The organism is Streptomyces sp. NPDC040610 (genome assembly GCF_055594065.1).
This window is the reverse complement of record NZ_JBVIXA010000004.1, coordinates 377,070-398,800: the sequence shown is the minus strand read 5'-3', so window position 1 is coordinate 398,800 and position 21,731 is coordinate 377,070. Positions and strand designations below refer to the sequence as shown.

Below are 21,731 nucleotides of genomic sequence, written 5' to 3'. Positions count from 1 at the left end.
CGGGCGGGCAGGCGGGCAGGCTCAGCAGACGTGCTCCAGATACCTCCGCACCGTCTCCCCCAGCACCTCCCGCCCGTCCCCCGCCCACAAGCCGTCGTTGAACAGTTCGACCTCCGTCGGGCCGCTGTAGCCGGAGGACTCGACGAGGTGGCGCCAGTGGTGGAAGTCGATGGTGCCGTCGCCGAGTTGGCCGCGGCCGGTGAGGGCGCCGTGGGGCAACGGGGTGGTCCAGTCGGCGAGCTGGAAGGCGTGCAGGCGGCCCGTGGTGGTGGCGTGGGTGAGGGCGGTGGGGGCCTGGTCGTCCCACCAGATGTGGTACGTGTCGGCGCAGACGCCGACCTGGTCGGCGGGGAAGCGTTCGGCCAGGTCGAGGGCCTGGGTGAGGGTGGAGACCACGCAGCGGTCGGCGGCGTACATCGGGTGGAGGGGTTCGATGGCGAGGCGGACGGCGCGGGCGGCGGCGTAGGGGGCGAGTTCGGCGAGGGCGTCGGCGACGCGTTCGCGGGCGGCGGGCAGGTCGCGGTCCCGGTCACCGGCGGGGAGGCCGCCGGAGACGAGGACCAGGGTGTCGGTGCCGAGGGTCGCGGCCTCGTCGATGGCGGCGCGGTTGTCGGCCAGGGCGCGGGCCCGTTCGGCGGGGTCGCGGGCCGTGAGGAAGCCGCCCCGGCAGAGCGTGGTGACGGTCAGACCGGCGCCCCGCACCAGCTTCGCGGCCGCCTCCACCCCGTACTCCTGGACCGGCTCGCGCCACAGGCCGACACCCCGGACGCCCAAGTCGGCGCAGGCAGTGACCAGTTCGGGCAGGGAGAGCTGCTTCACCGTCATCTGGTTGATGCTGAAGTCGGCCGGGGCGCGGGGCGGGGGTGGTGTCATGGGGTGACTCCGTGGATCTCCTGGAGCACGCGCATGCGGTACGCGGCCAGGTCCGGGTCGGGGAACAGGGAGAGGGCGGCGGCGAGTTCGTACGCCCTGGCGAGGTGCGGCAGGGAGCGGGCCGACTGGAGGCCGCCGACCATCGTGAAGTGGTCCTGGTGGCCCGCCAGCCAGGCCAGGAGGACGACGCCCGTCTTGTAGAAGCGGGTCGGCGGCTCGAAGAGGTGGCGGGCCAACTCGACGGTGGGATCGAGGAGTTCGCGGAAGGCCTTGGGGTCGTCCGCGTCCAGGGCGCGTACCGCTCGGGCCGCCACCGGTGCCAGCGGGTCGAAGACACCGAGGAGCGCGTCGCTGTGGCCGCGGTCGTCGCCCGCGATCAGGTCGGGGTAGTGGAAGTCGTCGCCCGTGTAGCAGCGCACCCCGTCCGGGAGGCGGCGGCGCAGGGCGACCTCGCGGTCGGCGTCCAGGAGCGAGATCTTCACGCCGTCCACCTTGCCGGGGTGGGCGGCGATCACCTCCAGGAACGTGTCCGTGGCCGCGTCCAGGTCGGCCGAGCCCCAGTAGCCCGTGAGTGCCGGGTCGAACATCGGGCCGAGCCAGTGCAGGATCACCGGGGCGGTGGCCTGCCGGAGCAGGTCGGCGTACGTCGTCAGGTAGTCGTCCGGGCCCTCCGCCGTCGCCGCCAGGGCCCGCGACGCCATCAGGATCGCCCGCGCGCCCACCCCCTCCACCAGCGCCAACTGCTCCTCGTACGCGTGCCGTACGTCGGTGAGGGTCGTCGCGGGCGAGGTCAGCTGGTCCGTGCCGACGCCGCACGCGATCCGGCCGCCGACCGCGGCGGCCTCCGCGGCCGAGCGCCGGATCAGCTCGGCCGCGCCCGCCCAGTCCAGGCCCATGCCGCGCTGCGCGGTGTCCATGGCCTCGGCGACGCCCAGGCCGTGCGCCCACAGGTGGCGGCGGAAGGCGAGGGTGGCGTCCCAGTCGACGGCGGCGGGTCCGTCCGGGGACACGTCGGCGCGCGGGTCGGCGACGACATGGGCGGCGGCGAAGACGGTGCGGGAGCGCAACGGGGACGAGGGGGGCGAGGAGGGCACGGAGGGCACGGAGGGCACGGACGCCGCGTTCACAGCGCGATCTCCGGTACGTCGATCCGGCGCCCCTCCGCCGACGACCGCAGCCCCAGCTCCGCCAGCTGCACGCCCCGCGCGCCCGCGAACAGGTCCCAGCGGTAGGGCGCGTCGGCGTACACATGCCGCAGGAACAGCTCCCACTGGGCCTTGAAGCCGTTGTCGAACTCCTCGTTGTCGGGGACCTCCTGCCACTGGTCGCGGAAGGAGTGCGCGGCGGGCAGGTCGGGGTTCCACACCGGTTTGGGCGTGGCCGCGCGGTGCTGGAAGCGGCAGCCGCGCAGGCCCGCGACCGCCGAGCCCTCGGTGCCGTCGACCTGGAACTCCACCAGCTCGTCGCGGTGCACCCGCACCGTCCAGGACGAGTTGATCTGTGCGACGGCGCCCCCGTCGAGCTCGAAGATGCCGTACGCGGCGTCGTCCGCCGTCGCGTCGTAGGGCTTGCCGCGCTCGTCCCAGCGCTGCGGCACATGGGTGACGGCGAGCGCCTGCACGGAGCGCACCCGGCCGAACAGCTCGTGCAGGACGTACTCCCAGTGCGGGAACATGTCGACGACGATGCCGCCGCCGTCCTCCGTGCGGTAGTTCCAGGACGGGCGCTGCGCCTCCTGCCAGTCGCCCTCGAAGACCCAGTAGCCGAACTCTCCGCGCACGGACAGGATCTGCCCGAAGCAGCCGCCGTCCACCAGGCGCTTCAGCTTGCGCAGGCCCGGCAGGAAGAGCTTGTCCTGGACGACGCCGTGCTTGACGCCGGCGTCCCGGGCGCGCCGGGCCAGGTCCAGGGCGGCGGCGAAGGACGTGGCGGAGGGCTTCTCGGTGTAGATGTGCTTGCCCGCGGCGAGCGCCTTCCCGAGCGCGTCCTCGCGGGCCGAGGTGACCTGCGCGTCGAAGTAGACGCCGATCGTGGGGTCGGCGAGGACGGCGTCGAGGTCGGTCGACCAGTGGGCGAGGCCGTACCGCTCGGCCAGCTCGCGCAGCGCGTGCTCCCTGCGGCCCACGAGGACCGGCTCCGGCCAGAGCCGGGTGCCGTCGCCCAGGTCGAGGCCGCCCTGCTCGCGCAGGGCGAGGATCGAGCGGACCAGGTGCTGGCGGTGACCCATGCGTCCCGTCACGCCGTTCATGGCGATGCGGACCGTCTCGCGTGTCACGTGAGTTCCTCCGTAGGCGCGGGGCGCCGGGTGCGCGGCCGGTGGGCGGGGGCGGTGGTGGGGGCGGGGTTCTTGTGTCCCGTGCGGCGAACCATGCGTAGCAAGCGCTTTCTATTGGGGAGAAGCTAGCCTGCCGGACAAGGTTCGTACAAGACCGGAGGCCAACAGATGACCGTGACCCTGGCGGACGTGGCGGCTCGCGCCCAGGTGTCCCCCGCCACCGTGTCCCGCGTACTGAACGGCAACTACCCCGTCGCCGCGGCGACGCGGGAGCGCGTACTGCGCGCGGTGGACGACCTGGACTACGTCCTGAACGGCCCCGCCAGCTCGCTGGCCGCGGCGACCTCGGACCTGGTCGGCATCCTCGTCAACGACATCGCCGACCCGTTCTTCGGGATCATGGCGAGCGCGGTCCAGTCGGAGATCACCGGCCCCGGCGGGCGGGCCGGGGGCGAGCGCATGGCGGTGGTCTGCAACACCGGCGGCTCCCCCGAGCGCGAGCTGACGTATCTGACCCTGCTCCAGCGCCAGCGGGCCGCGGCCGTCGTGGTGACCGGCGGCGCCATCGAGGACGCCCCGCACGCGGCGGCGATCGGCGGGAAGCTGCGGCGGCTCGGCGAGGCGGGCTCGCAGGTGGTCCTGTGCGGGCGGCCGCCCGCCGACGAGGCGCCGGACGCGGTGGCCCTGACCTTCGACAACCGGGGCGGCGGGCGGCGCCTCACCGACCACCTCATCGGCCTCGGCCACCGCCGCATCGGCTACATCGCGGGCCCCACGGAACGCACCACCACCCGCCACCGCCTGGAGGGCCACCAGGAGGCCCTGGCCGCCGCGGGCGTCCCCGACGACCCCCGCCTGACCCTGCACGGCCCCTACGACCGCCGCTCCGGCTACGATGCCACCCTCGAACTCCTGCGCCGCGCCCCCGAGTTGACGGCCGTCGTCGCCGCCAACGACACGGTGGCCCTGGGCGCCTGCGCCGCCCTGCGCGACCGCGGCCTTTCCATCCCCGGCGACGTCTCGGTGGCGGGCTTCGACGACCTCCCGTTCAGCATCGACGCGGTCCCCGCCCTGACGACGGTCCGCCTTCCGCTGTACGAGGCGGGGGCGCGGGCCGGGCGGATCGCCATGGGCCGCGAGGAGGAGCCGCCCGGAGGCATCGCGACGGTGCACGGCGAACTGATGGTGCGCGGCTCCACGGGAACGCCCCGCCGGGCCTGACGCCCCCGCCTCGCCCCGGCCCGCCTCAGCTCCCCGCGATCGTCCACCGCCCGACCTCCCGGTGGGCCGAGTCGAGCACGGTCTCACCGGCCCCCGGCTCCAGGGCGTAGTACCGCAGGCTCCCCGCCCAGTAGCGGAGGATGCGCCCCAGTTCCCGGGTGGTGTCCTCCGCCGACGCGGCATCGTCGACTTCGACTTCGAGCAGAAACTTCACGACGGCCTCCCACAGGCGCAGCCGGGGCGAGGCCGATGCCGTCGCCCATTCGTGGGTTCCAGCATTCCATTGAAGTTCCCTTGGGGACTTTTCCCAGACCATGGCTGGTCAGTGAGGTGCGTAAGGAGAAAAGTCTCAAACAGGAGTGGTGCCGGGGCGAGACCGCTCCCCCTCCGCGGGCGGGCTTCACCCGAGATACGGCGCCCCGCGCTCCTCCAGCGACTCGTCGGAGACGGCCGGGGTCCCGCCGACGAGCCGGGCCCGGAAACAGACGTTGAACTGCCGCCGCACCTCCCCGTCGCTGTACGCGATGACGTGCTTCGGGTCGGTGTACGTGCCGACAAGGCCGGTGATCTCCACATCGAGGCCCGTCTCCTCCCTGACCTCACGGACGGCCGCGCCGGGCAGGCTGTTGGGTTCCGGGGCGTCGGGGTCGTCGTAGTACTCGGTCCGTGCCATCAGGCGACCTCCACGGGTTCGGCCGTCTGCCAGACGGCACCGTGACTCGATGCCGTGCCCGTACCTCTCCTCACGGCCACGGGCGGTCGCGTTCCCGGAGTCGGCGTCCCCGAGGCAGATGCGCACCGCGCAACCTGCGGCGGCCTTGCCCCGAAGCAGGTCGTTCAGCTTGGGATACGCCTCGTGCAGGAACACGGCCGCGTACACGAGGATGTCGACCTGTTCGCGGGCCGCCGACAGCAGGTCGATGAACACCGACACCGGCAGGTCGGCACGCTGCTCGTACAAGGCGACCAGTTCCGGGCTCACGGCACCCGCCCGAGGTTCACCCACCGCTCAACCGACTTGGGATCTATGTCGACTTCGGCCGCCGGGCTCGCATGCGTCCAACCCCCGGCAGGCATGGTCGCCCGCAGCCGCTCATTCGCCGCCACAGGGGCGTTCTAGCACTCTCGGGACGTCCTGAAGTGGGAAACGTACGAGGTTCCCGCGTCCTGGTGGCCAGGCGGAACCTCGCAGCATGAAGCAACAGACCACGCCCGAACCGGCGGTAGTTCTCCCCATCGGTTTCCACGCATGGCTACTCGACTGCATCCCCACGCCTCGCTGCGATGTGTGTGCCGCGAACTGGAAACAACTCAACGTGGCCAAAGGCCGGGGCGACATCACCCAAGCGGCCAGGCATACCACGGAGATCAGGGATCACGCGGGCGGTGCGCACGACTGAGGAAAGCCATGCGCCTTCACCGTTCAGACCTCGATGGGGCTGGTATGACTGACGCATGCAGGAAGAAGCCGCACAGTCCGCGATCGACACGTTCATCTCCGCCTTCAACGCGCCGGACGACAGCGGTGTGACGACACTGCTCGCCCAGGCCCTGACCTCGGACGTGGTGTTCTGGGGGCCGCTCGGGCGCCGTGAGGGGATCGAGGAGGTCGAGCGGTTCGTGCTGGATCTCCGGCGGCATCCGGCGGGGGCCGGGACCATGGTGCGGTGTTCGGCGGTGGACATGCCGGACGAGTGGGCCCGGTATCGGTGGGTCTTCACCACTCCGGACGGGGGGCCGCGGCTCGCGGGCACGGATGTCGTGCATCTGCGGCGGAGCCTCATCGACCAGATCATCGTGTTCGCGGGGGAGATCAAGCCGTCCGGCTCCTGATTCCGTCCGTCCGACAGACCCGTGATACCGGCGGGAACTCCGGTACCCAAGTGGGCCCTGCTCGCCGAAGCTGAAGGGGAGTTCGTCTCCTCCCTTCCAGTCGATACGGAGAGTTGAGTCATGACCTCAGAGCATGCTTCGGCCCGTGTGTCCGGGCCGTCACGGCCGTCCCGTCGCACCGTTCTGGTGGGTGCGATCGGCGCCGCCGGGGCGGTCGCCGCCGGTGGCGGGTCCGCGCGGGCCGCGTCCGGGAGCGGCGGCGGGCCCACCACCTTCCCGCTGCCCGACGGCTTCCGGCCCGAGGGCATCGCCATCGGGAGAGCGCCCTACGCCTATCTGGGCTCGCTGGGCACCGGGGCCGTGTACCGGGCCGATCTGCGCACCGGGCGAGGGGGGTTGCTGCACGCGGGCGTGCCCGGGGTGCCCGCCGTGGGGATGAAGGTCGGGCGGGAGGGGCTGCTGTACGTCGCCGGGGGCGCCAGTGGCACCGCGCGTGTGCTCGACCTGCGGACCGGGGCGATCGTGGCCACGTATCGACTCGCGGCGGAAACCGGACACTTCATCAATGACGTTCATCTGGCGGAGGGCCGGGCGTGGTTCACGGATTCCAGTGACCGGGTGCTGTACGGCGTGCCTCGGGGGCGGCGAGGGGGTCGGGGAGACGTCCGGCGGGTGCGGCTCGGCGGGGACTGGCAGCAGGAGCCCGGTGTCATCAACGCCAACGGGATCACGTCCACGCCCGACGGGCGGGGGCTGATCGTCGTCAGGAGTCTGCCCGAGGGGCGCCTGTACCGGGTCGACCCACGCAGTGGTGACGCCGTGGAGATCCGGCTGAAGGGTGCGGCCGACGTGCGGTACGGCGACGGGCTGGTGCGGGTGGGGCACACGTTGTTCGTGGTTCAGAACCGGCTGAACGTCGTCACCGGGTTCCACCTCGGCGCCGACGCCCGCACCGCCGTCCTGCGCCACCGCCTCACCGACCCCCGCTTCGACGTCCCGGCGACCGCCGCGCGCTTCGGCGACCGGCTCTATCTCGTCAACGCCCGCTTCACGACCCCGCCCACGCCCGACACGACGTACGACGTCGTCGCCGTGCCGCTGCCCGGGGCCCGGGTCGCCGACGGCTGACGCCGGGGCATGGCTCCTGGCCGGTTCCGGCCGTATGCTCGGAGTCGTATCTCTGACTGAGTCAAGTATCCGAGGTTCCCGGTCGGGCGAGGTGGCTGCGCATGAGCGTGCAAGAGATCCGGTCCTTCAACCGCTTCTACACGAATCTCATCGGCGCGCTCGACTACAGCCGCCACCTGTACGCGCCCTACACCCTCACCGAGTCCCGGGTGCTCTACGAACTGGCCCACTCGCCGCGCACCGACGTCGCCGACCTGCGCGGTGAACTCTCCCTGGACGCAGGGTACTTGAGCCGCATCCTGGCCAGGTTCGAGGAGGACGGCCTGGTCGAGCGGACGCCCTCGGAGCGGGATCCGCGGCGGCGGCGCGTCACGCTCACCGCGCGCGGGCGCACCGCCGCCGAGCTGCTCGACGAGCGGTCGCGGGAAGCGGTCGGCTCGCTGCTCGCGACGGTACCGGCCGCCGAGCGCGAGCGGCTCACCGCCGCCATGGCGACCGTCCGCGCCATCCTGTCGGACAGCACCCGCCGCCCGCCCCGCGCCGACGACGTGCTCCTGCGCGAGCCCGGCGCGGGCGAACTCGGCTGGATCGTGCAGCGCAACGGCGCGCTGTACGCGGCCGAGTACGGGTGGAACGCCGACTACGAAGGCCTGGTCGCCCGCATCGTCGCCGACTTCGCCGAGGACCACGATCCGCACCTGGAGCGGGTCTGGATCGCCGAGCTCGACGGGCGTCCCGTCGGGTGCGTGATGTGCGTACGCGACGAGGTGCCGGGCACGGCGCGGCTGCGGCTGCTGCTCGTCGAGCCGGAGGCGCGGGGGCTCGGCATCGGGGACCGGCTGGTCGGCGCGGTCGTGGAGTTCGCCCGGAGCGTGGGGTACCGGGAGCTGGTGCTGTGGACCAACGACGTCCTCAGCTCGGCCCGGCCCATCTATCAGCGGCACGGGTTCGTGCTCGTGGCGGAGAAGGCGCATCGGTCGTTCGGGGTGGATCTGGTGGGGCAGGACTGGCGGTTGCAGGATCTGGCCGGGGGCCTTTGACGTGTGGGGTGGCCCCGTCCAGGGGGTGGCCCCGTTCGGGGTGCGGGTGGCGCGGTTGCGTCTGCCCTGTTGCGCGGGGTGCGCGGGTGCGGGTGCGTTGGGGCTTGTCGCTCAGTTCCCCGCGCCCCTTACGGGGCACTCGGTACCCCGCGCCTCAGCGGGGGCGTTTCCGTAGTCCTCCTCGGGAAAGAAGTCCGGCCATGAAACTCGCCTTCTCCACGCTCGGCGTACCCGGCATGCCCGTCCCGGACGTACTGCGGCTTGCCGTCACCCACGGCTATCACGGCGTCGAGCTGCGCGCGCACCCCGAGGAGCCCGTCCACCCGGGCCTCGGTCTCACCGAACGGGCCGACGTGGCCGCCGCGTTCAAGGACGCGGGCGTCGACGTGCTCGGCCTCGCGGGGTACGCCCGCGTCGCGGCGCCCGGCGACGACGAGCCCGTCCTGGACGAGATCCGGGCGCTGCTCGCCCTCGCCCGGGACCTCGGCGCGCCCTACGTCCGCGTCTTCCCGGGCGGATTCCCCGGCGGCTCCCCGGACGACGGCACCGAGCCGTCCCAGGAGCAGCGGGACGAGGCCGACGCCACGGCCGCGCGACGCCTCGGCACCGCCGCCGAGCACGCCGCCGACGTCGGCGTCCGCATCCTCCTGGAGACCCACGACTCGCACCGCACCGGCGCCGCCGCCGCCCGCGTCCTCGGCCCCGTCGGCCACCGCAACGCCGGAGCCCTGTGGGACCTGATGCACACCTGGCTCGGCGGCGAACAGGTCGCCGACACCTTCGCCACGCTGTCCCCGTTCCTCGGCTACATCCAGGTCAAGGACATCGCGAGCGCCGACGACACCACCCCGCTCCCCCTCGGCGCGGGCGTCCTGCCCCTCGCCGAGTGCGTGGAACTCCTCACCCGCAAGGGCTGGGACGGCTGGCTGTGCTGGGAGTACGAGAAGCGGTGGTACGAGGGGGCGGCGCCGCTGCCGGAACTCCTGGGGCCGGGGCGGGAGCTGCTGGCGCGGCTGCTGACGGAGTCGGCCTGAGGGGGCGCCCGGCCGCGCGCGAGGGCGGCGGCGGGGTCCGGTGACGCCTGCGGCCCGGCCGAACTCCGCACCCCTGGGCGGGAGTCGCCGCCCGGATCACCGACGGGGCCGCCCCGAGGATGCCTCCGACCACCCGGCGCAGCCACCGACGGCACGGCAGCCCCAGCCGCCGGCGCCCGCCGTTCGGCCCAACCACCCGGATTCGTCGGCCCCCCAGCCGCCAGCACTCGCCGACCGACCCGACCGTCCCGACCCGCCGACCGGCCAGCCGTCCGGACTCACCGCCCGCCCGGCGCCCGGACTCGCCGACCAGCCCGACCGTCCCGACTCACCACCCGCCCAGCTGTCCCGATTCGCCGCCCGCCCGGCTGTCCCGACTTGTCGACCGGCCCAACACCCGTGCCCCGCCAGCCGCCTCCGCGTCCCGGGCTGCTCGGGTCCCTTCGACCGCCCCAGCACCCGGCACCCGGCACCCGGCACCCGGCACCCGGGGAGCCTCTCAGGCCTCCTCCGCCGCCCCTCCCCCGTCTCCCTCTCCCCAGCCCTCACCCACATACCCGTCCAGCAACCCCGCCCCCGCCAGCATTGCCCGTGACCTCCGCGTCAGCTCCTCCTGGCGGCGGGCCAGGGCCGCGCGCAGGGCCTCGCTGCTGCCCGTCTCGCGCAGGCCGTCCAGGACCGGGCGGATCGCGGGCAGGGCGTAACCGGCCTGGCGGAGCATGGCGATCATGCGGGCGTCGCGGACGTCGGCGGCGTCGTAGCGGCGGTACCCCGTGCCCCGCTCCCGCGCGGGCGCGAGCAGGCCCGCCGACTCCCAGACGCGCAGCGCCGAGGCCCGCACACCGACGCGGGCGGCGACCTCGCCGACGGTGAGGTCCACGCGGGACGGCACCGCGGACCCGGCGGGCGGAGGTCCGGCGGACGCGGACCCGGCGGGCGCCGACCCGGTGAGCGGCGCCCCCGGCCCCACCGCCCCTTCCCCCTCCCGCGCCACCGCCTCCAACGCCGCCCCCGTCGCCCGCAGCGCCTCCCTGCGCGCGTGCAGGTCCGCGTGGGCCGCGTCCAGCAGGGTCAGCGCCAGCGGTACGTCGTCCGCGTGCACCGCTCGCATCACGGCGCGGGCCGTGTCGGGGCCGAAGCCCTTGGCCAGGGCGCGGTAGGTGAGCAGGGCGCGGCCGTGGACGGGGGCGAAGCGGCGGTAGCCGGAGGGGGTGCGGGGGGTGGGGGGCAGGATGCCCGCGTCGGCGTAGTCGCGTACGAGCTGGGTGGAGACGCCCGCCATCCGGGCCAGGTCGACGGGGCGCAGGGCCTTGGGCAGGGGCCGCGCGGGGCGCGGGGTCATGCGCGGGACGAGGGTTCCGGGATCACTTCGTCAGCGTACGTCGCCGGGGTGGGCGGTGAGACGGGCGTGCGGCGCCGGGGCGGGAGCGAGGCGAGCGCGACCCCGCCCACGAGGAGCGCCGCCGCGCACCACTGGAGCGTGCCCACGGACTCGTCCAGGAACAGGGCGGCCGACGACATGCCGAAGACCGGGACGAGGAGCGAGAACGGGGCCACCGTCGACGCCGGGTGGCGGCGCAGCAGGTACCCCCAGACGCCGAAGCCGAACACGGTCGTGATCCACGCGACGTACACGATGATCCCGACGCCCTGCCAGTCGAGGGAGCGCAGCGCGTCGAGGTCGCGTGCGGGGCCCTCGAAGAGCAGGGAGAGGGCGAGGAGGGGGAGGACCGGGACCGTGCTCACCCACACCATGAAGTTCAGGGCGTCGGGCGGTGCGGCCTTGCGGGTGAGGACGTTCGACACGCCCCAGCAGGCGGCCGCGGCGACGGTCAGGCCGAAGGCCGTGAGCGGCCCGGACGCGCCCTCGTGGACGGCCGCGACCCCGATGCCCGCGAGGGCGACCGCCATGCCCACCACCCGTATCCGGGCCGGGCGTTCACCGAGCACGGCGAAGGCGATGAGGGCGGTGAACACGGCCTGGATCTGGAGCACGAGCGAGGACAGACCGGCCGGCATCCCCGCGTCCATGCCGATGAACAGCAGCCCGAACTTGGCCACGCCGAGCGTGAGGCCCACGCCCACCAGCCACTTCCAGGCGACCTTGGGGCGGCCGACGAAGAACACGGCGGGCAGCGCCGCGACGAGGAAGCGCAGGGCGGAGAAGAGGAGGGGCGGGAAGTGGTCGAGGCCGATCTCGATGACGACGAAGTTGACGCCCCAGACGGCGGCGACCAGGACGGCGAGGAGGATGTGGGTGGGGCGCATGCGTCGAGGATCACGCGACCCGAGTGTTCAGCACCAGCGCGAGTTTCTTCATGATTGTCTGAAGCGTTGCTTAGGAGTGGCGCCCCGGCACGGCGAAGTGGCAACCCCGGCGTCCGGCGCGGCGGCCCCGGCCGCACAGGGACGGGGCGCGCGGGGACGAGCCGTACAGAGACGAGCAGCAGAGAGACGAGGTGACCCCCGTGCTGGATCTCGCCCGGCTGCGCGCCCTGCACGCCGTGTCCGTCCACGGCACCGTCGGCGCCGCCGCCGAGGCGCTCGGCTACACGGCGTCCGCCGTGTCCCAGCAGATCGCCAAGCTGGAGCGGGAGACCCGCACCACGCTCCTTGAGCGGCGGGGCCGGGGCGTGGCCCTGACCGAGGAGGCGGTGCGCCTCGTCGAGGCGGCGCGGGAGCTCCTCGCGATCGTGGAGCGCGCGGAGACGGACCTGGAGGAGCGCCGGGGCGTCCCGGCCGGGCGCCTGACGGTGGTGGCGTTCGCGTCGGCGGCGCGCGGCCTGCTGCCCGGGGTGCTCGCGGACCTCGCCCACCGCCATCCGGCGCTCGACGCGCGCCTGTCGGAGGTCGAGCCGCATCTGTCGGTGGACCTCGTCGCCAAGGGCGCCGCGGACCTGGCGGTCGCGCACGACTGGGACATCGCGCCGCTGCCCGCGCCGCCCGGCGTCGAACAGGCCGTGATCGGCGACGACTTGTGCGACCTCCTGGTCCCTTCGGGGCACCGTCTGGCCGGGCGGGCGGCGGTGCGGCGCGAGGAGCTGCGGGACGAGCGGTGGATCTCGCAGCCGCCGGGGCGGGTGTGCCACGACTGGCTGCTGCGGACGATGCGGGCGGCGGGCTGCGAGCCGGACATCGTGCACCGCGCCGAGGAGAACCCCACCCTGATCGCCCTGGTCGCGGCCGGACTCGGCATCGCCGTGATCCCCCGCCTCGGCCGCGGCCCGCTCCCCGCGGGCGTCACGGCGGTGCACCTCGACCCGCTGCCGGTGCGCAGGCTGTACGCGGTGTGGCGGACGGGGGCGGCACGGCGCCCGGCGATCGCGGAGGCGGTACGGGTGCTGCGGGAGCGGTGGGCGCCCGCGGCCGAAGGGGCACCGGACGCCACCGGCTGACCCCGCACCCCATCCGCACCAACTTCGGGCGTTCGGAGGCAGTTCGGGAACCCTGACGCGCGCCCCGTCGTCCAAGGGGCACGCTGTCGGAGAGTCTCCGCGGGGCGGTGTCGGCATCGCTGCTGGCTGCGAGCGCTGACCACCCTCTCCAGCCGCCCGTGGCCGGCAGCGCGCCGCCACCGGTGCGCCCCCTCCCTTGCACCGGTGGCGGCCCCTCCCCGGCCCCACGGCGGACCCGCGGCAGCCCCACGTCGGCACCACCCTTGACCCGCCGCACCCCACGGGATATCCGTGGCAGGTGCCTCACGACTCCCACTCCACCCCCAGCGGCCAGGACACCCCCGACGACCACGACGCCCACCCGCGCGACCTGCTCGCCCGCATGACGCTCGAAGAGAAGGTCGGCCAGCTCTTCGTCCTGCATGTGTACGGGCATCACGCGAGCGCCCCGGACCGGGCCGACATCGAGCTGAACGAGCGGGAGCTCGGCGTGCGCACCCCCGCGGACGCCGTCGCCAAGTACCGCCCGGGCGGGCTCATCTACTTCGGCTGGGCCCACAACACCCGCGACCCGCGCCAGCTCGCCACGCTCTCCAACGACGTGCAGCGGGTGGCCCACGACACCTCGCCGGGCGTCCCGCTGCTGCTCTCCGTGGACCAGGAGCACGGCGTCGTCGCCCGCATCGGCGCGCCCGCGACGCTCCTGCCGGGCGCGATGGCCCTCGGCGCGGGCGGCGCGGCCGACGACATCCGCGAGGCGGCCCGGATCGCGGGCGCCGAACTGCGCGCGCTCGGCATCTTCCAGAACTACGCCCCCTCCGCCGACGTCAATGTGAACCCGGCCAACCCGGTCATCGGCGTACGGTCCTTCGGCGCGGGCCCGGACGCCGTGGCCGCGTCCGTGACCGCGCAGATCGAGGGCTACCGGGACGCGGGCATCGCCCCGGCCGTGAAGCACTTCCCCGGCCACGGCGACACCGAGACCGACAGCCACTCCGCGCTGCCGCACATCCACCACACCCGTGAGCAGTGGGAGGAACTCGACGCCCCGCCGTTCCGTGCCGCGCTCGCCGTCGGCGTCGACGTGGTGATGACCGCGCACATCGTGGTCCCCGCCCTCGACCCGGCGCTCGACCCGGCGACGCTCTCGTACCCCGTCGTCACCGGCGTCCTGCGCGAACAGCTCGGCCACCAGGGCGTGATCGTGACCGACTCCCTGTCCATGCAGGGGGTACGCACCAAGTACGGCGACGACCGCGTCGCCGTCCTCGCCCTCAAGGCGGGCGTCGACCAGCTGCTGCACCCGCCGCAGCCCGAACTCGCCTGGAACGCCGTCCTCCAGGCCGTCCGCGACGGTGAGCTGACCGAGGCCCGCATCGACGAGTCGGTCCTGCGCATCCTGCGGCTGAAGCGGAAACTGGGCCTGTTCGAGCAGGCGTACACGACTCTGGACGAGGTGGACGCCACCGTCGGCAGCGCCGCCCATCTCGCCGCCGCCGACCGCATCGCCGAGCGCACGACGACGCTCCTGCGCAACGAGGGCGGCCTGCTCCCGCTGTCCCCGGACACCCACCGCCGCCTCCTGGTCCTCGGCGCCGACCCGGTGTCCCCCTCCGGCACCACCGGCCCGCCCACCACGGTCCTCGCCGCCGCCCTCACCGAACTCGGCTTCACCGCGACGGCGTCGAGCACCGGCACCGAGCCCTCCCCCGAGGCCGTCGACAAGGCGCTCGCCGAGGCGGCCTCCGGCCACGACGCCGTGATCGTCACGACGTACGACGTCACGCACGGCGACCGCCAGCACGCCCTTGTGACGGCGCTCACCTCCGCCCCCGAAGGCCCGCCCGTCATCACCGTCTCCGTCCGCACCCCGCACGACGTGACCCGGCTGCCCGGGGTGCGGGCCGCGCTCGCCGCCTTCTCCTGGACAGACGTCGAACTGCGCGCCGCCGCCCGCGTCCTCGCCGGCCGCGTCGGCCCCGTCGGGCGCCTGCCCGTGCCGGTGCCGAGCCCGGACGACCCCGGGCAGGTGCTGTACCCCATCGGCCACGGCCTCACGTACGAGCCCTACGCCACCCCCGGCCCGGAGGCGTAGGGCTCGTACGCGGCCCGCCCCCTCCGCCGGGGCCAACGTGCGCAAAGCCCCCCGCGCGCCTGGCGTGCGCCCGCCGCGGGGGGTCACGCTGGGTGCACATGGTGTACGTGGCGGGGGGGTCCGGCCATGCGGGTGTCAGGAGCGGCGGTGGTGTGCGGCGGCGCGCTGCTCGCCGCCGCGCTCGCCCTGACCGGCTGTCAGAAGTCTCCCGGTGACAGCTCCGGTGCCGGGCCTACCGGCGACACCGCGCCCGCCGGGTCCGCCGGGGCCGGGCACGGTGCCGTCTTCCTCGGCGCCGACGAGTGCAGTTCCCGTGGGCGGGGTTCCTTCACCGAGGTGCCCTGCGGCAGTGAGCGGGCCGCCGCGCGCGTCATCGCCCGGCACGGCGGTCGCGCCGCCGACGGACCGCCCTGTCCCGGGCGCACCGACTTCGTCCTCCACATCAGCGCGAACCGGCCCTCCGTCGACGAGGACGGGGACGGGGCGGTGCCTCAGGGGTACGCCTGCATGCGCAATCTGGAGTCCCCGCATCCCGGGGATCCCGGGGCCGGGGGTGGGCCTCGTACCGTCGTCGGGGACTGTGTGTACGGGGATGGGCGGGGGCAGGTGCGGGAGACCGCCTGTGACGGCTCCGGCCGCCGGGCCCCCGAGTACCGCGTGGCCGCGGCCGCCCCCTCGCGCGAGCTCTGCCCTGCGGGCACGGAGTTGTATGTGGTGCTGGGTGGGGGGCGGCCGGTGGGGTGTGGGGTGCGGGTGTGACCCTGCCGGGGGCTTCCCCAACCCCGCCCCTTCCCGAAACTGGGGGCGCTGCCCCCAGACCCCCGCTCCTCAAACGCCGGAGGGGCTGAAATCAGCCCGTCCGGCGTTTGAGGACGAGGCGCGGAGCGCCGATAGCGGGGGTCCGGGGGCGGCAGCCCCCGGTTTCGGGAAAGGGGCGGGCCTGGGGCGCCCCGCGAGGGCTACGGCCGCAGCATCTGCTGCCGGTCCCGGTCCCGGCGGTCGAGCTTGGAGTCGTACGGCGCGAGCGGCTTCGCCTCCGCGGCCTGAGCGGCGGGCACCCCGGCCCAGGCGAGGATGCGCTCGGTGGCCTTGGCCTTGTCCGAGGCGGCGAGCCCGGCGACGTTGGCGCCGTGGTTGGCACCGGGCGCGGTCATGACGTACGAGTCGTGCTTGGCCCCGCGCGCGGGCTTGAACGGCTCGGCCCCCCACGGGTCGTTCTCGCCGTACACGAACAGCATGCGGTGCGAGTTGTGCCGCACCCAGCGGTCGACGTCCTTCATGGCGTTCTTCTGGAACTTCATCGGGATCTCCCGGGGCACGAAGTTCCGCGGCGGCTGGTACCCGTAGCGGCTGAGGCCCTTGAGCCAGGGCTGCTTGATGTCGGGCGAACCGAGCTGCGTACCGGCCTGGTAGTAGTACGGCGTGTAGTACTCGAGGCCCTGGTCGGTGTAGGAGGCCCAGCCGCCGACCTCGTCGATCCAGCCGAACAGCGTGGCGTCGCTGGCGGTCTTGGCGACGGGCACGTCGGCGCAGGCGGTGGCCGCCTGCTGGTACTGCCAGAAGCCCCAGTTGACGTCGAGGACGACGGCCTCGAAGGCCTTGTCGATGCCGCCGATGGTCTTGAAGGTGTGGTTGTTGGCGGCGGCGAAGTCGGCGTACAGCTTCTTCATGGGCGCGCGCCGCACCAGCGACTCGTGCTGCACGGCCTCGATCTTCGCGCGGCACTCCTTGGTGCCGACGGTGTCCAGGAAGCGGTCGTACGCGGAGTCCTCGCGGTTGTTGACGTCGTTCGGCGCGACGTAGGCGACGACGCCGTCCATGTCACGCGGGTAGAAGCGCTCGAAGTAGGTGGCGGTCATGCCGCCCTTGGAGGCGCCCGTGGACAGCCACTTCTTGCCGTAGATCGGCTTGAGGGCCTTGAAGATGCGGTGCTGGTCGGTGGCGGCCTGCCAGATGTTCAGCTTGGACCAGTCGGCGGGCGCGGGGCGGGACGGCGTGAAGAAGCGGTACTCCATGGAGACCTGGTTGCCGTCGATGACGCGGGTGGGTTCCGCGCGGCCCGGGTTGGTGTTGAGTCCGTAGCCCGAGGTCGAGAAGACGGTGGGCCGGGCGGTGTCCTTGTGCAGCACGGTGATGCGCTGCTGGAACGTGCCCTTGGACGGGTGCCGGTGGTCGACCGGCTGGGTGTAGTTGAGGACGAAGAAGCGGTAGCCGTCGTACGGCTTCTCCTCGATCAGGCTCATGCCCTTGATGGCGAGGAGCCGGTCCTTGATGTCCTTGCTTGCGGCGGGCGCGCCCTGTTCGGCGTCGGTGGCCGCCGTGGCCGTGACTCCGGTGAGGCCCACGGTGCCTATGAGCACCACGAGCGAGAGCACCCATCTGAGGGTCTTGCGCATGCATCCTCCCCTGTCGGCGCAGCGATTGACCGGAACCTAACCGAGCAACTCGTCGCACACCAGGGCACATTGAGGACATTCGGGACTCAGGGAAATTCACTGAGAGGACGGGCGTGTCCGGTGAGCGGACATCTCGGACTCAGCAGAGGATCCAGCCCGAGCTGACCTTCGCCCGGCCCACCGAGCCCTTGATCCAGACGCAGCGGTGTCCCGCGTGCACCTTGACCGGGCCCGCGAGGCGGGTGAAGGTGCCCGCGTCCCGCACGGGGCGGCTGCCGCGGGCCTGCACGCTGATCGACATCTTCTGGCGGGCGCCGGGGTTCTTTGCGTACGTCACGGCGCAGACGTAGCCGCGCTTCTTGTAGAGCACGACCTTGCCGGTGCTGAAGGTCAGGGTGCGGGCCTTGTGTCCGGGGCAGGGGCCCGCGGCCGCGGCGGTGCCCGCGCCCGGTCCCACCAGCGCCACCAGAACGGCGGCCACCAGCGCGGCGGCACCCGCGGCCAGGCTCCGTCGTATCCGACCACTCTTCACGTCTGCCCCTCCCGACACCCCCGCATCAGCGTACTGACGTACGGACGCCGAACCGGCACCGGATGGTTGCGGAAGCTGATCTATCACTTTTGTCGCCCGTGAACCGTCGGAAACCGCCTGGTCAGGCTCCCACCGGCTCTCCGACGAACGTCCGCCACAGCTCCGCGTACCGCCCGTCCCGCGCGAGCAGCTCGTCGTGCGTGCCGTCCTCGGCGACCCGGCCGTGGTCCATCACGATCACACGGTCGGCGCGGGCGGCCGTGGTGAGGCGGTGGGCGACGACCAGCGTGGTGCGCTTGCCCGCGATGCGGTCCGTGGCCTGGTTGACCTGGGCCTCGGTGGCGAGGTCGAGGGCGGCGGTGGCCTCGTCGAGGAGCAGGATGTCGGGGTCGACGAGTTCGGCGCGGGCCAGCGCGATCAGCTGGCGCTGTCCGGCCGACAGGTTGCGGCCGCGCTCGGAGACCTCGTGCAGATAGCCGCCGTCGAGCGTGGCGATCATGTCGTGCGCGCCGACGGCCCGCGCCGCCGCCTCGACCTGCGCGTCGGTGGCGTCGGGGCGTCCGTAGGCGATGGCGTCGCGGATGGTGCCCGCGAACAGATAGGCCTCCTGCGGGACGACGCCGAGCCGGTGGCGGTACGAGGTGAGGTCCAGGGAGCGCAGGTCGGTGCCGTCGACCGTGACCCGGCCCGACGTCGGGTCGTAGAACCGGGCGACCAGCTTGACCAGCGTGGACTTGCCCGCGCCGGTCTCGCCGACGAAGGCCACGGTCTGCCCGGCCGGGATGCGGAGGCGGACCCCGCTGAGCGCGGCCTCCGGCTCGTCGGCCGAGCCGTAGCCGAAGTCGACGTCCTCGAAGGCGATCTCGCCGCGCAGGGACAGCACGTCGAGGGGTTCGTCGGCGGACTTGGTGGACGTGGGTTCCTGGAGCAGTTCCTGGATGCGGCCGAGGGAGACCGTCGCCTGCTGGTAGCCGTCGAAGACCTGGGACAGCTGCTGCACGGGCGCGAAGAACAGGTCGATGTAGAGCAGGTAGGCGACCAGGGCGCCGGTGGTGAGCGTGCCCGCGTCGACCCGGTGCGCGCCCACGATCAGGACCGCCACGACGGCCACGGACGACAGGAACTGCACGAACGGGAAGTACACCGAGATCAGCCACTGGCCGCGGATGCGGGCCGCGCGGTAGTCGGCGCTGCGCGCGGCGAACGACTCGCTGCCGGAGCCCTCGCGCCGGAAGGCCTGCACGATCCGCAGCCCCGACACCATCTCCTGGAGGTCGGCGTTGACGACCGAGACGCGCTCGCGCGCCAGCTCGTACGCCTTGACGCTGGAGCGGCGGAAGAAGAACGTGCCGACGACCAGGAGCGGCAGCGTCGCGAAGACGACGAGGGCGAGCTGCACGTCGATGACGAGGAGCGCGACCAGGATGCCGAAGAAGGTGACGACGGAGACGAACGCGGTGACCAGGCCGGTCTGCAGGAACGTGGAGAGCGCGTCCACGTCCGTGGTCATCCGGGTCATGATGCGCCCGGTCAGCTCCCGCTCGTAGTAGTCGAGGCCGAGCCGCTGGAGCTGCGCGAAGATCTTCAGGCGCAGCGCGTACAGGACCCGCTCGCCGGTGCGGCCCGTCATCCGGATCTCGCCGGTCTGCGCCGCCCACTGCACGACGACGGCGACGAGCGCGAGCGCGGACGCGGTCCACACGGCGCCGAGGGCGAGCTGGGTGACGCCCTCGTCGATGCCGTGCCGGATCAGCACGGGCAGCAGCAGGCCCACCCCGGCGTCGACGGCGACGAGCAGCAGGCTCAGGGCGAGCGGCCCGCCGAAGCCGCGCAGGAGCCTGCGCAGTCCGTACGACTCCTCGGCGGCGACGGCCCGCGCCTCGTCGACGCCGGGGGTGTCGTTCGCGGGCGGCAGGGCGTCGACCTGGGCGAGGAGCTCGGGCGTCGCGGGCGTCCCGGCGAGCGCCCCGGCGTCGGTGTCGCGGGGCTCGCGGTCGCCGACCCACAGGCGCGGGGTGATGCCGCGCTCGGCGTCGAACTCGGCGTCCAGCTCCTCGCGCACGGAGGTGTCCTCGACGGCCTCGGCGGGCGCGGCGGGGGTGATGTGTCCGGGCGAGACGCCGCCCAGCTCGTCGGGGTCGGTGAGCAGGCGCCGGTACAGCGGGGAGCGGCGCTCCAACTCGGTGTGGGTGCCGATGTCGGCGAGGCGGCCGCCGTCGAGGACGGCGATGCGGTCGGCGAGGTTCAGGGTGGAGCGGCGGTGCGCGATGAGGAGAGTCGTACGGCCCTCCATGACGTGCTTGAGGGCTTCGTGGATCTCGTGCTCGACGCGGGCGTCCACCGCCGAGGTGGCGTCGTCGAGGACGAGCAGGCGGGGGTCGGTGAGGATGGCGCGGGCCAGGGCGACGCGCTGGCGCTGGCCGCCGGAGAGGGTCAGGCCGTGCTCGCCGACCTTCGTGTCGTAGCCCTCGGGCAGCTCGGCGATGAAGCGGTCGGCCTGGGCGGCGCGGGCGGCGCGCTCGATCTCCTCGTCGGTGGCGCCGGGGTGGCCGTAGGCGATGTTGGCGCGGACGGTGTCGGAGAAGAGGAAGGAGTCCTCGGGGACCAGGCCGATGGCGGCGCGCAGCGAGTCGTGCGTCAGCTCGCGCACGTCGTGGCCGCCGATGAGGACGGCGCCGCGCGACACGTCGTAGAAGCGGGGCAGCAGCAGCGACACGGTCGACTTGCCGCTGCCGGAGGAGCCGACGACGGCGAGGGTCTCGCCGGGGTGTATCTCGAAGCTGAGGCCGTCCAGGACCGGGCGGCCGTCCTCGTACGCGAACGACACGTCGTCGAACTCGACGGTCGCCGGGGCGTCCGCGGGCAGCTCCTTCGTGCCGTCCGTCATCGTCGGCTCGGTGTCGATCAGCTCCAGGACGCGCTCGACGCCCGCGCGGGCCTGCTGGGCGACGGTCAGGACCATGGCGAGCATGCGCACGGGGCCGACGAGCTGGGCGAGGTAGGTGGAGAACGCCACGAACGTGCCGAGCGTGATCTCGCCCTTGACGGCGAGCCAGCCGCCGAGCGCCAGCATCGCGACCTGCCCGAGCATGGGCACGGACTGCAGGGCCGGGGTGTAGCGGGAGTTCAGCCGGATGGTGCGCAGACGGCCCGCGAACAGCCGCCGTCCGACCTCCCTGAGCTTCCCCGTCTCCTGCTCCTCCTGTCCGAAGCCCTTCACCACGCGGACGCCGCCGACGGCACCGTCGACGACGCCCGCCACGGCGGCGGCCTGCGCCTGCGCGTACCAGGTGGCGGGGTGCAGCTTGGCGCGGCTGCGGCGGGCGATCCAGAGCAGGGCGGGGGCGACGGCGAGGGCGACCAGGGTCAGCGGCAGCGAAAGCCACGCCATGATCACCAGCGACATCACGAACAGCAGGACGTTGCCGATGGTCATCGGCAGCATGAAGAGCAGGCCCTGGATGAGCTGCAGGTCGCTGGTCGCCCGGCCGACGACCTGCCCGGTCGACAGCTCGTCCTGCCGCCGCCCGTCCAGGCGCGTGACCGTGTCGTACATCTCGGTGCGCAGGTCGTGCTGTACGTCGAGGGCTAGGCGGCCGCCGTAGTAGCGGCGGATGTACGTGAAGACGTAGACCAGGACCGCGGCGCCTATGAGGGCGGCGGCCCAGGGGCCCATCGACCTGCTGTGATCGCCGATCACGTCGTCGATGACGATCTTCGTGAACAGCGGCACCAGCGCCATGACGGCCATGCCGCCCAGCGAGGAGCCGAGCGCGAGCACGACGTCCAGGGGGTGCCGCCAGGCATAGCCCCAGAGTCGTTTCGCCCAGCCCCGTTGCTCCGGCTGCTCCGTCACTGTCCGCCTCCCGTCGACCTGACCTGCCGAGAGCGCCAACGCGGGCTTCTGCC

General features: G+C 73.3%; 18 protein-coding genes and 2 pseudogenes. 9 read left to right on the top strand and 11 right to left on the bottom strand.

Features of this window, described 5'->3' with window-relative positions:
* Positions 1 to 21: 21 nt before the first annotated feature.
* Genes ACZ6AA_RS17630 through ACZ6AA_RS17620 form a run of 3 tightly spaced genes read right to left on the bottom strand, consistent with a single transcriptional unit; the run spans position 22 to position 3,148 of the window.
* Positions 22 to 873 (bottom strand): sugar phosphate isomerase/epimerase family protein, encoded by an 852-nt coding sequence (locus tag ACZ6AA_RS17630; protein ID WP_468449818.1) that lies wholly within the window; start codon positions 871 to 873, stop codon positions 22 to 24.
* Positions 870 to 2,000 carry a dihydrodipicolinate synthase family protein gene (locus ACZ6AA_RS17625; protein ID WP_471458748.1) on the bottom strand — a complete coding sequence of 377 codons (1,131 nt, stop codon included), beginning with the start codon at positions 1,998 to 2,000 and terminating at the stop codon, positions 870 to 872. Before ACZ6AA_RS17625 ends, ACZ6AA_RS17630 begins: the two co-directional genes overlap by 4 nt.
* A complete protein-coding gene (locus ACZ6AA_RS17620; protein ID WP_468449819.1) occupies positions 1,997 to 3,148 on the bottom strand; it encodes a Gfo/Idh/MocA family protein in 1,152 nt (383 codons plus the stop codon). Before ACZ6AA_RS17620 ends, ACZ6AA_RS17625 begins: the two co-directional genes overlap by 4 nt.
* Before the next feature lie 168 nt (positions 3,149 to 3,316).
* Here ACZ6AA_RS17620 and ACZ6AA_RS17615 point away from each other — a divergent pair, with 168 nt between their 5' ends.
* On the top strand, positions 3,317 to 4,369 hold the full coding sequence (locus tag ACZ6AA_RS17615; RefSeq protein ID WP_468480763.1) for a LacI family DNA-binding transcriptional regulator: 1,053 nt from the start codon (positions 3,317 to 3,319) through the stop codon (positions 4,367 to 4,369).
* A gap of 25 nt (positions 4,370 to 4,394) precedes the next feature.
* On the opposite strand, the gene ACZ6AA_RS17610 is transcribed toward ACZ6AA_RS17615, so the two are convergent.
* The 3 genes and pseudogenes from ACZ6AA_RS17610 to ACZ6AA_RS17600 form a co-directional block, all read right to left on the bottom strand.
* Positions 4,395 to 4,583, bottom strand: coding sequence for a hypothetical protein (locus ACZ6AA_RS17610; RefSeq protein ID WP_468449820.1), 189 nt, complete (start codon positions 4,581 to 4,583; stop codon positions 4,395 to 4,397).
* Positions 4,584 to 4,781: 198 nt separating this feature from the next.
* Positions 4,782 to 5,042, bottom strand: a pseudogene (locus tag ACZ6AA_RS17605) (NUDIX domain-containing protein); the annotation flags it as partial.
* A 27-nt stretch (positions 5,043 to 5,069) separates the two neighbouring features.
* Positions 5,070 to 5,446 (bottom strand): annotated as a pseudogene (locus ACZ6AA_RS17600) (XRE family transcriptional regulator); the annotation flags it as partial.
* 116 nt (positions 5,447 to 5,562) lie between these two features.
* On the opposite strand from ACZ6AA_RS17600, the gene ACZ6AA_RS17595 reads away from it, so the two are divergent.
* From ACZ6AA_RS17595 to ACZ6AA_RS17575, 5 genes are all read left to right on the top strand, one after another.
* Positions 5,563 to 5,769 carry a hypothetical protein gene (locus ACZ6AA_RS17595; RefSeq protein WP_471458745.1) on the top strand — a complete coding sequence of 69 codons (207 nt, stop codon included), beginning with the start codon at positions 5,563 to 5,565 and terminating at the stop codon, positions 5,767 to 5,769.
* Positions 5,770 to 5,824: 55 nt separating this feature from the next.
* The gene (locus tag ACZ6AA_RS17590; RefSeq protein WP_468449822.1) at positions 5,825 to 6,202 is read left to right on the top strand and encodes a nuclear transport factor 2 family protein; all 378 of its coding nucleotides are present in this window, start codon (positions 5,825 to 5,827) and stop codon (positions 6,200 to 6,202) included.
* Positions 6,203 to 6,322: 120 nt separating this feature from the next.
* Entirely contained in the window at positions 6,323 to 7,330 is a 1,008-nt protein-coding gene (locus ACZ6AA_RS17585) for an SMP-30/gluconolactonase/LRE family protein (protein WP_471458743.1), read from the top strand.
* A gap of 101 nt (positions 7,331 to 7,431) precedes the next feature.
* Positions 7,432 to 8,370, top strand: a complete 939-nt coding sequence (locus ACZ6AA_RS17580) for a bifunctional helix-turn-helix transcriptional regulator/GNAT family N-acetyltransferase (RefSeq protein WP_468449824.1) — start codon at positions 7,432 to 7,434, stop codon at positions 8,368 to 8,370.
* 200 nt (positions 8,371 to 8,570) lie between these two features.
* Positions 8,571 to 9,404: a sugar phosphate isomerase/epimerase family protein gene (locus ACZ6AA_RS17575; protein ID WP_471458741.1), complete on the top strand. Its 834-nt coding sequence runs from the start codon at positions 8,571 to 8,573 to the stop codon at positions 9,402 to 9,404.
* 499 nt (positions 9,405 to 9,903) lie between these two features.
* Here ACZ6AA_RS17575 and ACZ6AA_RS17570 read toward each other — a convergent pair whose 3' ends face one another.
* Both ACZ6AA_RS17570 and ACZ6AA_RS17565 read right to left on the bottom strand, forming a co-directional pair.
* Positions 9,904 to 10,746, bottom strand: coding sequence for a MerR family transcriptional regulator (locus ACZ6AA_RS17570; protein WP_471458739.1), 843 nt, complete (start codon positions 10,744 to 10,746; stop codon positions 9,904 to 9,906).
* Positions 10,743 to 11,672 carry an EamA family transporter gene (locus tag ACZ6AA_RS17565; protein WP_468449827.1) on the bottom strand — a complete coding sequence of 310 codons (930 nt, stop codon included), beginning with the start codon at positions 11,670 to 11,672 and terminating at the stop codon, positions 10,743 to 10,745. The genes ACZ6AA_RS17570 and ACZ6AA_RS17565 overlap by 4 nt, the downstream gene beginning before the upstream one ends.
* A gap of 200 nt (positions 11,673 to 11,872) precedes the next feature.
* Between ACZ6AA_RS17565 and ACZ6AA_RS17560 the strand changes: the two genes are divergently transcribed.
* The 3 genes from ACZ6AA_RS17560 (at position 11,873) to ACZ6AA_RS17550 (ending at position 15,653) form a co-directional block, all read left to right on the top strand.
* On the top strand, positions 11,873 to 12,799 hold the full coding sequence (locus ACZ6AA_RS17560; protein ID WP_471458737.1) for a LysR family transcriptional regulator: 927 nt from the start codon (positions 11,873 to 11,875) through the stop codon (positions 12,797 to 12,799).
* A gap of 298 nt (positions 12,800 to 13,097) precedes the next feature.
* A complete protein-coding gene (locus ACZ6AA_RS17555; protein WP_471458735.1) occupies positions 13,098 to 14,894 on the top strand; it encodes a glycoside hydrolase family 3 protein in 1,797 nt (598 codons plus the stop codon).
* Positions 14,895 to 15,020: 126 nt separating this feature from the next.
* On the top strand, positions 15,021 to 15,653 hold the full coding sequence (locus ACZ6AA_RS17550; protein WP_471458733.1) for a hypothetical protein: 633 nt from the start codon (positions 15,021 to 15,023) through the stop codon (positions 15,651 to 15,653).
* 200 nt (positions 15,654 to 15,853) lie between these two features.
* Here the strand turns inward: ACZ6AA_RS17550 and ACZ6AA_RS17545 are convergent, their stop codons facing one another.
* The 3 genes from ACZ6AA_RS17545 to ACZ6AA_RS17535 form a co-directional block, all read right to left on the bottom strand.
* Entirely contained in the window at positions 15,854 to 17,290 is a 1,437-nt protein-coding gene (locus tag ACZ6AA_RS17545) for a S28 family serine protease (protein WP_471458731.1), read from the bottom strand.
* A gap of 139 nt (positions 17,291 to 17,429) precedes the next feature.
* On the bottom strand, positions 17,430 to 17,822 hold the full coding sequence (locus tag ACZ6AA_RS17540) for a hypothetical protein (RefSeq protein ID WP_471458729.1): 393 nt from the start codon (positions 17,820 to 17,822) through the stop codon (positions 17,430 to 17,432).
* A gap of 121 nt (positions 17,823 to 17,943) precedes the next feature.
* Positions 17,944 to 21,678 carry an ABC transporter ATP-binding protein gene (locus ACZ6AA_RS17535; RefSeq protein WP_471458727.1) on the bottom strand — a complete coding sequence of 1,245 codons (3,735 nt, stop codon included), beginning with the start codon at positions 21,676 to 21,678 and terminating at the stop codon, positions 17,944 to 17,946.
* Between the last annotated feature and the right edge of the window lie 53 nt (positions 21,679 to 21,731).

What these genes read in the sequence shown, in the direction of transcription:
- ACZ6AA_RS17630 (WP_468449818.1), bottom strand. Translation starts at nt 873, where the DNA reads ATGACACCACCCCCGCCCCGCGCCCCGGCCGACTTCAGCATCAACCAG.
- ACZ6AA_RS17615 (WP_468480763.1), top strand. Translation starts at nt 3,317, where the DNA reads ATGACCGTGACCCTGGCGGACGTGGCGGCTCGCGCCCAGGTGTCCCCC.
- ACZ6AA_RS17595 (WP_471458745.1), top strand. Translation starts at nt 5,563, where the DNA reads ATGAAGCAACAGACCACGCCCGAACCGGCGGTAGTTCTCCCCATCGGT.
- ACZ6AA_RS17590 (WP_468449822.1), top strand. Translation starts at nt 5,825, where the DNA reads ATGCAGGAAGAAGCCGCACAGTCCGCGATCGACACGTTCATCTCCGCC.
- ACZ6AA_RS17585 (WP_471458743.1), top strand. Translation starts at nt 6,323, where the DNA reads ATGACCTCAGAGCATGCTTCGGCCCGTGTGTCCGGGCCGTCACGGCCG.
- ACZ6AA_RS17580 (WP_468449824.1), top strand. Translation starts at nt 7,432, where the DNA reads ATGAGCGTGCAAGAGATCCGGTCCTTCAACCGCTTCTACACGAATCTC.
- ACZ6AA_RS17575 (WP_471458741.1), top strand. Translation starts at nt 8,571, where the DNA reads ATGAAACTCGCCTTCTCCACGCTCGGCGTACCCGGCATGCCCGTCCCG.
- ACZ6AA_RS17570 (WP_471458739.1), bottom strand. Translation starts at nt 10,746, where the DNA reads ATGACCCCGCGCCCCGCGCGGCCCCTGCCCAAGGCCCTGCGCCCCGTC.
- ACZ6AA_RS17565 (WP_468449827.1), bottom strand. Translation starts at nt 11,672, where the DNA reads ATGCGCCCCACCCACATCCTCCTCGCCGTCCTGGTCGCCGCCGTCTGG.
- ACZ6AA_RS17550 (WP_471458733.1), top strand. Translation starts at nt 15,021, where the DNA reads ATGCGGGTGTCAGGAGCGGCGGTGGTGTGCGGCGGCGCGCTGCTCGCC.
- ACZ6AA_RS17545 (WP_471458731.1), bottom strand. Translation starts at nt 17,290, where the DNA reads ATGCGCAAGACCCTCAGATGGGTGCTCTCGCTCGTGGTGCTCATAGGC.